11 protein-coding genes and 1 pseudogene are annotated in these 12,520 nt (G+C 57.5%); 11 read left to right on the forward strand and 1 reads right to left on the reverse strand.

The genetic code is table 11. The annotated features are described in order from the left end of the window. Nucleotides 1–135 precede the first annotated feature (135 nt). Together PFH44_RS09465 and livJ are read left to right on the forward strand one after the other, a co-directional pair. Entirely contained in the window at nucleotides 136–1,401 is a 1,266-nt protein-coding gene (locus PFH44_RS09465; RefSeq protein ID WP_128876988.1) for a 4-aminobutyrate--2-oxoglutarate transaminase, read from the forward strand. A gap of 245 nt (nucleotides 1,402–1,646) precedes the next feature. Further along, entirely contained in the window at nucleotides 1,647–2,750 is a 1,104-nt protein-coding gene (gene livJ, locus PFH44_RS09470) for a branched chain amino acid ABC transporter substrate-binding protein LivJ (RefSeq protein ID WP_115191735.1), read from the forward strand. Nucleotides 2,751–3,097: 347 nt separating this feature from the next. Here the strand turns inward: livJ and panM are convergent, their stop codons facing one another. After that, a complete protein-coding gene (gene panM, locus PFH44_RS09475; RefSeq protein WP_283824877.1) occupies nucleotides 3,098–3,481 on the reverse strand; it encodes an aspartate 1-decarboxylase autocleavage activator PanM in 384 nt (127 codons plus the stop codon). Between the two features lie 421 nt (nucleotides 3,482–3,902). Between panM and livK the strand changes: the two genes are divergently transcribed. The 9 genes and pseudogenes from livK to PFH44_RS09520 form a co-directional block, all read left to right on the forward strand. Further along, nucleotides 3,903–5,012, forward strand: coding sequence for a high-affinity branched-chain amino acid ABC transporter substrate-binding protein LivK (gene livK / locus PFH44_RS09480; protein ID WP_041143051.1), 1,110 nt, complete (start codon nucleotides 3,903–3,905; stop codon nucleotides 5,010–5,012). Between the two features lie 154 nt (nucleotides 5,013–5,166). Further along, nucleotides 5,167–6,093, forward strand: coding sequence for a high-affinity branched-chain amino acid ABC transporter permease LivH (gene livH, locus PFH44_RS09485; protein ID WP_041143050.1), 927 nt, complete (start codon nucleotides 5,167–5,169; stop codon nucleotides 6,091–6,093). Beyond that, nucleotides 6,090–7,367, forward strand: coding sequence for a branched chain amino acid ABC transporter permease LivM (gene livM, locus PFH44_RS09490; RefSeq protein WP_045854000.1), 1,278 nt, complete (start codon nucleotides 6,090–6,092; stop codon nucleotides 7,365–7,367). Before livH ends, livM begins: the two co-directional genes overlap by 4 nt. Continuing rightward, a complete protein-coding gene (livG, locus tag PFH44_RS09495; RefSeq protein ID WP_283824878.1) occupies nucleotides 7,364–8,131 on the forward strand; it encodes a high-affinity branched-chain amino acid ABC transporter ATP-binding protein LivG in 768 nt (255 codons plus the stop codon). Before livM ends, livG begins: the two co-directional genes overlap by 4 nt. A gap of 2 nt (nucleotides 8,132–8,133) precedes the next feature. Beyond that, a complete protein-coding gene (gene livF, locus PFH44_RS09500) occupies nucleotides 8,134–8,847 on the forward strand; it encodes a high-affinity branched-chain amino acid ABC transporter ATP-binding protein LivF (RefSeq protein ID WP_004868545.1) in 714 nt (237 codons plus the stop codon). A 264-nt stretch (nucleotides 8,848–9,111) separates the two neighbouring features. Then, nucleotides 9,112–10,428 carry a sn-glycerol-3-phosphate ABC transporter substrate-binding protein UgpB gene (gene ugpB, locus PFH44_RS09505; RefSeq protein WP_041143047.1) on the forward strand — a complete coding sequence of 439 codons (1,317 nt, stop codon included), beginning with the start codon at nucleotides 9,112–9,114 and terminating at the stop codon, nucleotides 10,426–10,428. A gap of 139 nt (nucleotides 10,429–10,567) precedes the next feature. Then, nucleotides 10,568–11,455, forward strand: coding sequence for a sn-glycerol-3-phosphate ABC transporter permease UgpA (ugpA, locus tag PFH44_RS09510; RefSeq protein ID WP_045854003.1), 888 nt, complete (start codon nucleotides 10,568–10,570; stop codon nucleotides 11,453–11,455). After that, a complete protein-coding gene (ugpE, locus tag PFH44_RS09515; protein ID WP_045854004.1) occupies nucleotides 11,452–12,297 on the forward strand; it encodes a sn-glycerol-3-phosphate ABC transporter permease UgpE in 846 nt (281 codons plus the stop codon). Before ugpA ends, ugpE begins: the two co-directional genes overlap by 4 nt. Nucleotides 12,298–12,431: 134 nt before the next feature. After that, nucleotides 12,432–12,520 (forward strand): annotated as a pseudogene (locus tag PFH44_RS09520) (hypothetical protein); the annotation flags it as partial.

Below are 12,520 nucleotides of genomic sequence, written 5' to 3' on the forward strand. Positions count from 1 at the left end.
CGGGGGCTTTTTGTTTTTTATCCCTCCAGGCTTCAACCATATTAATTTCTTCTTCCGCTGGGCTTGAATGCCGGGCAGGCGCTATTGTTTTTAGACAGGCATGACTGACTAAATTCATATAGGGAGAAGGCAGAGGTGAAAAATAACGATCTTAATCAGCGTCGCCAGCAGGCGACGCCGCGCGGCGTGGGCGTCATGTGCGACTTCTACGCGCAAAAGGCCGAGAACGCGACGCTGTGGGATATCGAAGGCCGGGAGTTTATCGATTTTGCGGCGGGGATTGCGGTGCTCAACACCGGGCATCGACACCCCAAAGTTGTCGCCGCGGTGGCCTCGCAGCTGGAGGCTTTTACCCATACGGCCTATCAGATTGTCCCCTACGCCAGCTACGTCACGCTGGCCGAACGCATTAACGCTTTGGTGCCGGTCTCCGGCGCCGTCAAAACGGCCTTCTTCTCCACCGGCGCGGAAGCGGTAGAGAATGCGGTCAAAATTGCCCGCGCCTGGACCCGTCGTCCGGGAATCATCACCTTTGGCGGCGCTTTCCACGGCCGAACCTACATGACGATGGCGCTGACCGGCAAGGTGGCTCCCTATAAAATCGGCTTCGGCCCGTTCCCGGGCTCCGTTTTCCACGCTCAGTATCCCAATGCGCTGCACGGCGTCAGCAGCGAAGAGGCGATAAAAAGCCTCGAGCGCCTCTTTAAGGCCGATATCGCAGCGGACCAGGTGGCGGCAATCGTCATTGAGCCGGTCCAGGGCGAGGGCGGGTTCAACGCAGCGCCTGCCGGGTTTATGCAGGCGCTGCGCGCGCTCTGCGATACCCACGGCATCCTGCTGATTGCGGATGAGGTGCAGTCCGGTTTTGGGCGCACCGGCAAGCTGTTTGCGATGGAACACTATAGCGTGCAGCCCGACCTGATCACGATGGCGAAAAGCCTGGCGGGCGGGATGCCGCTGTCGGCGGTGGCCGGGCGGGCGGAGGTGATGGACGCTCCCGCGCCGGGCGGCCTCGGCGGCACCTACGCCGGTAACCCGCTGGCGATTGCCGCCGCGCACGCGGTGCTGGATGTGATTGCCGAAGAGCAGCTTTGCCAGCGGGCCAATGAGCTTGGCCACCATTTGGTTGAGGTCCTCAACCAGGCCAAAGCGTCGTGCCCGCAGATTGCCGAGGTGCGGGCGCAGGGGTCGATGGTGGCGGTCGAGTTTTTTGATCCGCAAACCGGCGAGCCGTCGAGCGAGTTCACCCAGGCCGTCCAGCGACGCGCGCTGGCTGAAGGGCTGCTGCTGCTGACCTGCGGCGTTTACGGCAACGTCATCCGCTTCCTCTACCCGCTCACCATCCCCGATGCGCAATTCCGCCAGGCGCTGGCGATTATTCAGCGCGCGCTGGCCGCATAGCCCCACATCTCGCCACTCTGCGGAGTGGCGTTCTGCTTCAGTCACATAACTGTTACATAACCTAAAAAAATGTTGTTTCAAATTCTGAAAAATGGGATATGTTCTAGCATAGTGTGCTGCAAAGGCGCGAGCGGCAGACCTTAATCTAGCTATCATATGCTTTTCTTATGTGATTAATTAGAATAATGCGCTAAAAAACAACATCACAACAAATGCAAAAAACCATAATAATGGGGAGCTTCAGGATGAATATGAAGGGTAAAGCGTTACTGGCAGGATGTATCGCCTTGGTAATGAGCAATGCAGCGCTGGCTGAAGATATCAAAATTGCCGTGGTTGGCGCGATGTCTGGCCCGGTGGCGCAGTATGGCGATCAGGAGTTTACCGGCGCTGAGCAGGCGGTTGCCGATATTAACGCGAAGGGCGGTATCAAAGGCAATAAGCTGCAAATCGTAAAATATGATGATGCCTGCGACCCGAAACAGGCGGTAGCGGTGGCTAACAAGGTCGTTAATGACGGCATTAAGTACGTTATCGGCCACTTATGCTCCTCTTCTACTCAGCCGGCGTCCGATATCTATGAAGACGAAGGCATTCTGATGATCACTCCGGCCGCAACGGCGCCGGAGCTGACCGCGCGCGGATATAAAATGATTCTGCGCACCACCGGCCTGGATTCTGACCAGGGCCCGACGGCGGCTAAATACATCATTGATAAGGTGAAACCGAAGCGTATCGCTATCGTTCACGATAAGCAGCAGTACGGTGAAGGTCTGGCGCGCGCGGTGCAGGATGGCCTGAAAAAAGGCGGCGCTAACGTCGTGTTCTTTGACGGCATCACCGCCGGTGAGAAAGATTTCTCTACGCTGGTGGCGCGTCTGAAGAAAGAAAATATCGACTTCGTTTACTACGGCGGCTATCACCCGGAAATGGGGCAGATTCTGCGGCAATCGCGCGCGGCCGGCCTGAAAACGCAGTTTATGGGGCCGGAAGGCGTAGCGAACGTTTCCCTGTCTAACATTGCCGGTCAGTCCGCTGAAGGCATGCTGGTCACCAAGCCGAAGAACTATGACCAGGTTCCGGCGAACAAACCGATCGTTGACGCCATCAAGGCGAAAAAACAGGATCCGAGCGGCGCGTTTGTCTGGACTACCTACGCGGCGATCCAGTCGCTGCAGGCGGGCCTGAACCAGTCTGAAGACCCGGCGGCTATCGCGAAATACCTGAAGGCAAACTCCGTTGATACCGTGATGGGACCGCTGTCATGGGATGCGAAGGGCGACCTGAAAGGCTTCGAGTTCGGCGTGTTTACGTGGCATGCCGATGGCACCGCGACCGACGCCAAATAATTTAACCTTCGCCTTTCACGCTACAGGTGCGTTGGCTGCGCTCTTCAACCCCGGTCACTTACTTATGTAAGCTCCCGGGGATTTCAGAGCTTGCCGCCTGCCTGTAGCGCGAAATTCTCGGTTAAATAAATTGTCAATTTGTAGGCCGGATAAGAGAAAAATCCTGGTTAAATAAACGGTCAATTTACGGCCGGGAAAAGCAGGGGATTATTGGTTAAATGCGGCGTGATTGTGGTCGGAGAAAGCGGTGGTTCTCGGCTAAATAAATGTCATGCTGGACAAACTGAAGTCACCGTCGCCCGGATAAGGCGCGATGCGCCATCATCCGGGGTTTTCCCGCTTCGTTTTTAATGCTTTTGCCAACCGCCGTCCTGGGCGCTGAAGCCCAGAGCCTGCATAAACGCTGACATGACGCGCCGGTCTTCAATACCGGTATCCGCCATCCGCCAGCGACCGATTTCTGGATGTCTTTGCAGCACTTCTTCCACCAGATACTGCCCGACGCCGCGACGGCGGGTGACTTCTCGCACGCACAGCGCGCTCAGCTCGCCCTCTGCGCCGTCTAAGGTCACGCAAACGGCGGCCAGCAGGCGCTCGTTAAAGCGGGCGGCGTAAATAGCGTGGCCTTCATCCATTGGGAGCCCGTCCAGATCGCGTGACGGCCAGATTTTCCCTAAATCGATGCGATCCTGATCGCTGAAGTGCGTTAAACGAATAATGGTCAGTTTCATGCGCGGCAAGTCCAGTCAAAACGGATGCGTCAGTGTACCTAAAATGACTGCCCGGCGGAGCGCTGTTTTTTGCGCATTCATCAGGCGATTCGTTTTCCTGGCGAATGCAGGGTAGCGCAATGCGTTATGGATCGAAAAATAAGCAGAGTTTTAACCTAAAGTGCAGCGTTTTATTCCGCCTTATGTATCGTTATTTTATGCTGAAAACGGGACTTTTTTTGTTTATCTTCGCGTGAATACAGAATATTATCTTTGCTTAATCGCCTGAAAAATAGAGATTTTAATCTGGTTTCCGGCAAAAAACTGCGCTAAACCATTAAAGATCATGGTAAAAGTAGCGTTGTTTAATAAAAGCACAGAATGCTTTTTAACCATAAAAATACAAAATATTTACACCACATTACGAACGGGGTTCTGAAGCATGAAAAGGAACGCGAAAACAATCATTGCGGGATTAGTCGCACTGACCATGTCGCACGCGGTAATCGCCAAAGAGATAAAAGTCGCCGTCGTGGGTGCCATGTCTGGCCCGGTAGCGCAATGGGGCGACATGGAGTTCAACGGCGCGCGTCAGGCAATTAAAGATATCAACGCCCAGGGCGGGATTAAGGGCGATAAGCTGGTCGGCGTGGAGTATGACGACGCCTGCGACCCTAAACAGGCCGTCGCGGTAGCGAACAAAATCGTTAACGAAGGGATTAAATACGTTATCGGCCACCTCTGCTCCTCCTCAACCCAGCCGGCCTCCGATATCTACGAAGATGAAGGCATTCTGATGATCTCTCCGGGGGCCACCAACCCCGAGCTGACCCAGCGCGGCTATCAGTACATCATGCGTACCGCCGGCCTCGACTCCTCCCAGGGGCCGACCGCCGCAAAATATATTCTGGAAACGGTGAAACCGCAGCGTATTGCTATCATTCATGACAAGCAGCAGTACGGTGAAGGGCTGGCGCGTTCGGTCCAGGAGAGCCTGAAAAAAGGCAATGCCAACATCGTCTTTTTCGATGGGATCACCGCCGGTGAGAAAGACTTCTCGGCGCTGCTTTCTCGCCTGCAGAAAGAGAATATTGATTTCGTCTACTACGGCGGCTATTACCCGGAAATGGGCCAGATGCTGCGCCAGGCGCGGGCTAACGGCCTGAAAACCGTCTTTATGGGTCCTGAGGGCGTGGGCAATGCTTCGCTGTCCAATATCGCAGGCGCCGCGGCAGAAGGCATGCTGGTGACAATGCCGAAACGCTATGACCAGGATCCGGCAAACAGCGCTATCGTAGACGCGCTGAAAGCGGAGAAAAAAGATCCGAGCGGGCCGTACGTCTGGATTACCTACGCCGCCGTGCAGTCCTTAGCGCAGGCGATGGACAGAAGCAGCAGCCAGGAGCCGCTGGACTTAATCAAAGATCTGAAAGCTCACGGCGCGAAAACCGTGATTGGGCCGCTGAATTGGGACGAAAAAGGCGATTTGAAGGGATTTGAGTTTGGTGTCTTCCAGTGGCACGCGGATGGGTCATCCTCGGCCGCAAAATAAGACAACCCCTCGTCATGGTTCGAGCCGCAGATGCGTCGACGACGTTTCCGCTCCGGGGCTTCCGGGAAGGGAACGGTTTGCCGTCCGTCCGCCGCTCGAATCGTTGAGAGTGGGATTCAACATCCCGCCTTGCCGGGTTTAGAAAGGTTACCTTATGTCCGAGCAGTTTCTCTACTTTCTGCAGCAGATGTTTAACGGCGTCACGCTGGGCAGTACCTATGCGCTGATCGCCATCGGTTACACGATGGTATACGGCATTATTGGCATGATTAACTTCGCCCACGGCGAGGTGTATATGATAGGGAGCTACGTCTCCTTCATGATCATTGCCGCGCTGATGATGATGGGTATCGACACCAGCTGGCTGCTGGTCGCCGCCGGATTCGTCGGGGCTATCATTATTGCCAGCGCCTATGGCTGGAGTATTGAACGCGTGGCCTATCGGCCGGTGCGCAGCTCCAAGCGCCTGATTGCGCTGATTTCCGCCATCGGGATGTCAATCTTCCTGCAAAACTACGTCAGCCTGACGGAAGGGTCGCGCGACGTGGCGCTGCCGAGCCTGTTTAACGGCCAGTGGACGGTGGGCAGCAGCGAAAACTTCTCCGCCACGATCACCACCATGCAGCTGGTGATTTGGATCGTCACCTTTGTGGCGATGCTGGCGCTGACGCTGTTTATCCGCTATTCGCGCATGGGGCGCGCCTGCCGCGCCTGTGCGGAAGACCTGAAAATGGCCAGCCTGCTGGGGATTAACACCGATCGCGTTATTGCCCTGACCTTTGTTATCGGCGCCGCGATGGCGGCGGTCGCCGGGGTACTGCTCGGTCAGTTCTACGGCGTTATCAACCCCTATATTGGCTTTATGGCCGGGATGAAAGCCTTTACCGCCGCGGTCCTGGGCGGCATCGGCAGTATTCCTGGCGCGATGATCGGCGGCCTGATTTTGGGTATCGCCGAAGCGCTCTCCTCCGCCTATCTCAGCACCGAATATAAAGACGTGGTCTCCTTTGCGCTGCTGATTCTGGTGCTGTTAGTGATGCCTACCGGTATCCTCGGTCGCCCGGAGGTTGAGAAAGTATGAAACCGATGCATATTGCAATGGCGCTGCTCTCCGCGGTGATGTTCTTTATTCTGGCCGGCGTCTTTATGGGCGTGCAGCTGGAGCTGGACGGCACCAAACTGGTGGTGGATACCGCGGCGGATATCCGCTGGCAGTGGATCTTCATCGGCACGGCGGTGGTCTTCCTCTTCCAGCTGATGCGCCCGCTGTTCCAGAAAACCCTGAAAAACGTCTCCGGGCCGAAGTTTATTCTGCCGGCCATCGACGGGTCGACGGTAAAGCAGAAGCTGTTCCTGGTGGCGCTGCTGGTTATCGCCGTCGCGTGGCCGTTTATGGTGTCGCGCGGCACGGTGGATATCGCCACTCTGACCATGATTTACATCATTCTCGGCCTGGGGCTGAACGTGGTGGTGGGGCTGTCCGGCCTGCTGGTGCTGGGCTACGGTGGCTTCTACGCTATCGGCGCCTACACCTTCGCGCTGCTGAACCACTATTACGGCCTCGGCTTCTGGACCTGCCTGCCGCTGGCGGGGCTGGTCTCGGCCGCTGCGGGCTTCCTGCTGGGCTTCCCGGTGCTGCGCCTGCGCGGTGACTATCTGGCGATTGTGACTCTCGGCTTCGGCGAAATTGTGCGTATTTTGCTGCTCAATAACACCGAAGTGACCGGCGGCCCGAACGGCATCAGCCAGATCCCTAAGCCGACGCTGTTTGGCCTCGAGTTTAGCCGCAGCGCCCGCGAAGGCGGATGGGATACCTTCAGCAACTTCTTTGGCGTCAAGTATGACCCCAGCGATCGGGTTATTTTCCTCTACCTGGTGGCGCTGCTGCTGGTGGTCCTCTCGCTGTTCGTGATTAACCGCCTGCTGCGCATGCCGCTGGGCCGCGCGTGGGAAGCGCTGCGTGAAGATGAGATTGCCTGTCGTTCTCTGGGCCTCAATCCGACGCGCATCAAGCTGACCGCCTTTACCATCAGCGCCGCGTTTGCCGGCTTTGCCGGGACGCTGTTTGCCGCCCGCCAGGGCTTCGTTAGCCCGGAATCCTTTACCTTCGCCGAGTCGGCCTTCGTGCTGGCCATCGTCGTGCTGGGCGGGATGGGCTCGCAGTTTGCGGTGATTCTGGCCGCTATTTTACTGGTGGTCTCGCGCGAGCTGATGCGTGATTTCAACGAATACAGCATGCTGATGCTGGGTGGCCTGATGGTACTGATGATGATCTGGCGTCCGCAGGGTCTGCTGCCGATGACGCGCCCGCAGCTGAAGCTGAAAAAAGGTCAGGCTAAAGGAGAGCAGGCATGAGTCAGCCATTATTATCCGTAAGCGGCCTGATGATGCGCTTTGGCGGCCTGCTGGCGGTCAACAACGTGTCGCTGGAGCTGCGTCCGCAGGAAATTGTTTCGCTGATCGGCCCTAACGGCGCCGGGAAGACCACGGTCTTTAACTGCCTCACCGGTTTCTATAAGCCGACCGGCGGTTCGATTATGCTGCGTGACCAGCACCTGGAAGGGCTGCCGGGTCAGCAGATTGCCCGCATGGGCGTCGTGCGTACCTTCCAGCACGTGCGCCTGTTCCGTGAAATGACGGTGATTGAAAACCTGCTGGTAGCGCAGCATCAGCAGCTGAAAACCGGCGTCTTCTCCGGGCTGCTGAAAACGCCGACCTTCCGTCGCGCGCAGAGCGAAGCGCTGGATCGCGCCGCGACCTGGCTCGAGCGTATCGGCCTGCTGGAGCAGGCTAACCGCCAGGCCAGCAACCTTGCCTACGGCGACCAGCGGCGGCTGGAGATCGCCCGCTGCATGGTGACGCAGCCGGAAATTCTGATGCTGGACGAACCGGCGGCGGGCCTGAACCCCAAAGAGACCAAGGAGCTCGACGAGCTGATCGCCGAGCTGCGCAGTCATCACAACACCACCATCCTGCTGATTGAACACGATATGAAGCTGGTGATGGGCATTTCCGATCGCATTTACGTGGTAAACCAGGGCACGCCGCTGGCCAGCGGAACGCCGGAAGAGATCCGCAACAACCCGGACGTGATCCGCGCGTACCTTGGTGAGGCATAAGCATGGAAAAAGTGATGTTATCTTTTGACAACGTAAGCGCCCACTACGGCAAGATCCAGGCGCTGCATAACGTCAGCCTGCATATCAATCAGGGGGAGATTGTGACCCTGATTGGCGCCAACGGCGCGGGTAAAACCACGCTGCTTGGCACCCTGTGCGGCGACCCGCGCGCCAGCAGCGGAAAGGTGGTGTTTGACGGTAAGGATATTACCGACTGGCAGACCGCGAAAATCATGCGCGAAGCGGTGGCGATTGTTCCGGAAGGGCGTCGCGTCTTCTCGCGGATGACGGTCGAAGAGAACCTCGCGATGGGCGGCTTTTTTGCCGACCGTGACCAGTTCCAGACCCGCATTAAGTGGGTATACGAGCTGTTCCCGCGTCTGCTTGAGCGCCGCATTCAGCGCGCGGGCACCATGTCCGGCGGCGAACAGCAGATGCTGGCGATTGGCCGCGCGCTGATGAGCCAGCCGCGCCTGCTGCTGCTGGATGAACCTTCTCTGGGCCTGGCGCCGATTATCATCCAGCAAATTTTCAACACCATCGAACAGCTGCGCGAGCAGGGGATGACCATTTTCCTTGTGGAGCAGAACGCCAACCAGGCGCTGAAGCTTGCCGATCGCGGCTACGTGCTCGAGAACGGCCACGTGGTGCTTGAGGATACCGGCGACGCGCTGCTGGCTAACGAAGCGGTGCGTAGCGCCTATCTGGGAGGGTAATCCACGCCTTTCGCGCTTATTCCCGGCCGCCCGGCCGGGATATCCCTCAGCAAGAACCCCGCCGGCCGGCAATTATCCCCCTGGCGTGTCGCAGCTCCCACTTTCCCGTCTCCGATCTTTCATCGTCTTGCCATCTCCCTGACGTCTTACTATCTTTTTTTTGTAATAAAAGAGTTATTTTTCTGTAATTCGAGCATGTCATGTTACCCCCGCGAACATCAAACGCGTGAAATCGCGCATCTGGAACAACAAGAGAGATAACCGATGATATCGTTACGACATACGGCTTTAGGACTGGCGCTTAGCCTGGCATTTGCCGGCCAGGCCCTCGCAGTAACTACCATCCCGTTCTGGCACTCAATGGAAGGGGAGCTGGGTAAAGAAGTTGATTCTCTGGCGCAGCGTTTCAACGCGGCCAATCCGGATTACAAAATTACGCCGGTCTACAAAGGTAACTACGAGCAGAGCCTGAGCGCCGGTATCGCCGCGTTTCGTACCGGCAACGCCCCGGCGCTGCTGCAGGTTTATGAAGTCGGCACCGCGACGATGATGGCGTCAAAAGCCATCAAGCCGGTGTATCAGGTCTTCACCGATGCGGGCATTAAGTTTGATGAATCGCAGTTCGTGCCGACCGTTTCCGGCTACTACACCGACTCTAAAACTGGCCACCTTCTCTCCCAGCCTTTTAACAGCTCCACCCCGGTGCTGTACTACAACAAAGACGCCTTCAAAAAAGCCGGCTTAGATCCGGAGCAGCCGCCGAAAACCTGGCAGGATCTGGCCGCCTATACCGCGAAGCTGAAGGCCGCCGGAATGAAGTGCGGCTACGCCAGCGGCTGGCAGGGCTGGATTCAGATTGAGAACTTCAGCGCCTGGCACGGCCTGCCGGTCGCCACCAAAAATAACGGCTTCGACGGTACCGATGCGGTTCTGGAGTTCAACAAGCCGGAGCAGGTGAAGCATATCGCCATGCTGGAAGCGATGAACAAGAAGGGCGACTTCAGCTACTTCGGGCGTAAAGATGAGTCCACCGAGAAGTTCTATAACGGTGACTGCGCGATTACCACCGCCTCCTCCGGTTCGCTTGCCGATATCCGCCAGTACGCCAAATTCAACTATGGCGTCGGGATGATGCCGTACGATGCCGACGTTAAGGGCGCGCCGCAGAACGCTATTATCGGCGGGGCGAGCCTGTGGGTGATGCAGGGTAAAGATAAAGAGACCTACACCGGGGTGGCGAAATTCCTCGAGTTCCTCACAAAACCGGAAATCGCTGCGGAATGGCACCAGAAAACCGGCTATCTGCCGATCACTACCGCCGCCTACGATCTGACCCGTCAGCAGGGCTTCTATGATAAGAACCCCGGCGCCGATATCGCCACTCGTCAGATGCTGAACAAGCCGCCGCTGCCGTTCACCAAAGGCCTGCGCCTGGGCAATATGCCGCAGATCCGCACCGTGGTGGACGAGGAGCTGGAAAGCGTTTGGACCGGCAAGAAAACCCCGCAGCAGGCGCTGGATTCAGCGGTTGAGCGCGGTAACCAGCTGCTGCGTCGCTTCGAGCAGTCGACTAAGTCGTAACGTATTGATGCCGATTGATTCAGGGCAGTAGGTCGAACGGAGGTTCCCCGGTAGCGCCGCGCTCGCCGGGGGACATCCGCCTTTGACGATCGCCGGTAGCAGTGAATCGGTAGGCATCATCGAGCAAAAGAGTAACCTCATGTCATCAACCCGTCCGGTATTCCGCTCGCGCTGGCTGCCCTATCTGCTGGTTGCGCCGCAGCTGATTATCACCATTATTTTCTTTATCTGGCCCGCGGGCGAGGCTCTGTGGTATTCGCTGCAAAGCGTCGACCCGTTTGGCCTCTCCAGCCAGTTCGTCGGTATGGATAACTTCGTTACCCTGTTCCACGACCCGTACTATCTGGACTCATTCTGGACCACCATCAAGTTCAGCTCGATGGTGACGTTGAGCGGCCTGATCGTCTCGCTGTTCTTCGCCGCGCTGGTCGACTACGTGGTGCGCGGCAGCCGCTTCTATCAAACGCTGATGCTGCTGCCCTATGCCGTCGCGCCCGCGGTTGCCGCGGTGCTGTGGATTTTCCTCTTTAACCCGGGACGCGGGCTGATTACCCATTTCCTCGCCGAGATGGGCTACGACTGGAACCATGCGCAGAACAGCGGCCAGGCGATGTTCCTCGTGGTGTTTGCGTCGGTATGGAAGCAGATTAGCTACAACTTCCTGTTCTTCTTCGCCGCGCTGCAGTCGATCCCGCGCTCGCTGGTGGAGGCCGCGGCGATTGACGGGGCCGGCCCGATCCGCCGCTTCTTCAAGCTGGCGCTGCCGCTGATTGCGCCGGTGAGCTTCTTCCTGCTGGTCGTCAACCTGGTTTACGCCTTCTTCGATACCTTCCCGGTTATCGATGCCGCCACCGCCGGCGGGCCGGTCCAGGCGACGACGACGCTGATTTATAAGATCTATCGTGAAGGCTTTGCCGGGCTCGATCTCTCCGCTTCCGCCGCGCAGTCGGTGGTGCTGATGATGCTGGTGATTGTGCTGACGGTGGTTCAGTTCCGCTATGTTGAACGTAAGGTGCGCTACCAATGATTGAGAACCGTCCCGGGCTGACGATTTTCAGCCACACCATGCTGATTGCGGGAATTGCCGTCATTCTGTTCCCGCTGTACGTCGCCTTCGTCGCGGCCACGCTGGACAACAAGGCGGTCTTTGAGACGCCGATGACGCTGATCCCCGGCGGCCACCTTCTGGAAAATATGGCTACCATCTGGCAGCAGGGCGTGGGGGCCAACAGCGCGCCGTTCTGGCTGATGATGCTCAACAGCTTCATCATGGCGTTCAGCATTACGGTGGGCAAAATCGTGGTGTCGATGCTGTCGGCGTTCGCCATCGTCTGGTTCCGCTTCCCGCTACGTAACCTGTTCTTCTGGATGATCTTTATTACCCTGATGCTGCCGGTTGAGGTGCGAATTTTCCCGACGGTAGAGGTGATTGCCAACCTGAAGATGCTCGATAGCTACGCCGGCCTGACGCTGCCGCTGATGGCCTCGGCAACCGCCACCTTCCTGTTCCGCCAGTTCTTTATGACCCTGCCGGATGAGCTGATTGAAGCGGCGCGCATCGACGGCGCCTCGCCGATGCGCTTTTTCCGCGACATCGTGCTGCCGCTGTCGAAAACCAATCTCGCGGCGCTGTTCGTTATCACCTTTATCTACGGCTGGAACCAGTACCTGTGGCCGCTGCTGATTATTCAGGACGTCAATCTCGGCACCGCGGTGGCGGGTATCAAAGGCATGATCGCCACCGGCGAAGGTACCACGCAGTGGAATCAGGTGATGGCGGCAATGCTGCTGACGCTGATTCCCCCGGTTGTTATCGTTTTAGCCATGCAGCGCGCGTTTGTGCGCGGTTTAGTGGACAGTGAGAAGTAGTCCGGGGCCATTTCCCTCCGGTACCGGGCGACTCGCGTCTTATTTGGGCCCACCAAACTGCGACGCTTGCGCCTTGCCCCGAGCAAAAATAGCCGCCAGCGACGTTCATGAACAATCAAGGGATACAACCTTTTATGGCAGGTTTGAAACTACAGGCAGTAACCAAAAGCTGGGATGGCAAAACCCAGGTGATTCAGCCGCTGAACCTCGACGTGGGGGACGG

This window comes from Klebsiella sp. Ech2A, from assembly GCF_030078455.1.
Taxonomy (GTDB): Bacteria; Pseudomonadota; Gammaproteobacteria; order Enterobacterales; family Enterobacteriaceae; genus Klebsiella; species Klebsiella terrigena.

Coding starts and splice junctions, on each gene's coding strand:
- livG (WP_283824878.1), top strand. CDS start 7,364: ATGAGTCAGCCATTATTATCCGTAAGCGGCCTGATGATGCGCTTTGGC.
- ugpA (WP_045854003.1), top strand. CDS start 10,568: ATGTCATCAACCCGTCCGGTATTCCGCTCGCGCTGGCTGCCCTATCTG.
- panM (WP_283824877.1), bottom strand. CDS start 3,481: ATGAAACTGACCATTATTCGTTTAACGCACTTCAGCGATCAGGATCGC.
- ugpE (WP_045854004.1), top strand. CDS start 11,452: ATGATTGAGAACCGTCCCGGGCTGACGATTTTCAGCCACACCATGCTG.
- ugpB (WP_041143047.1), top strand. CDS start 9,112: ATGATATCGTTACGACATACGGCTTTAGGACTGGCGCTTAGCCTGGCA.
- livJ (WP_115191735.1), top strand. CDS start 1,647: ATGAATATGAAGGGTAAAGCGTTACTGGCAGGATGTATCGCCTTGGTA.
- livH (WP_041143050.1), top strand. CDS start 5,167: ATGTCCGAGCAGTTTCTCTACTTTCTGCAGCAGATGTTTAACGGCGTC.
- livF (WP_004868545.1), top strand. CDS start 8,134: ATGGAAAAAGTGATGTTATCTTTTGACAACGTAAGCGCCCACTACGGC.
- livK (WP_041143051.1), top strand. CDS start 3,903: ATGAAAAGGAACGCGAAAACAATCATTGCGGGATTAGTCGCACTGACC.
- livM (WP_045854000.1), top strand. CDS start 6,090: ATGAAACCGATGCATATTGCAATGGCGCTGCTCTCCGCGGTGATGTTC.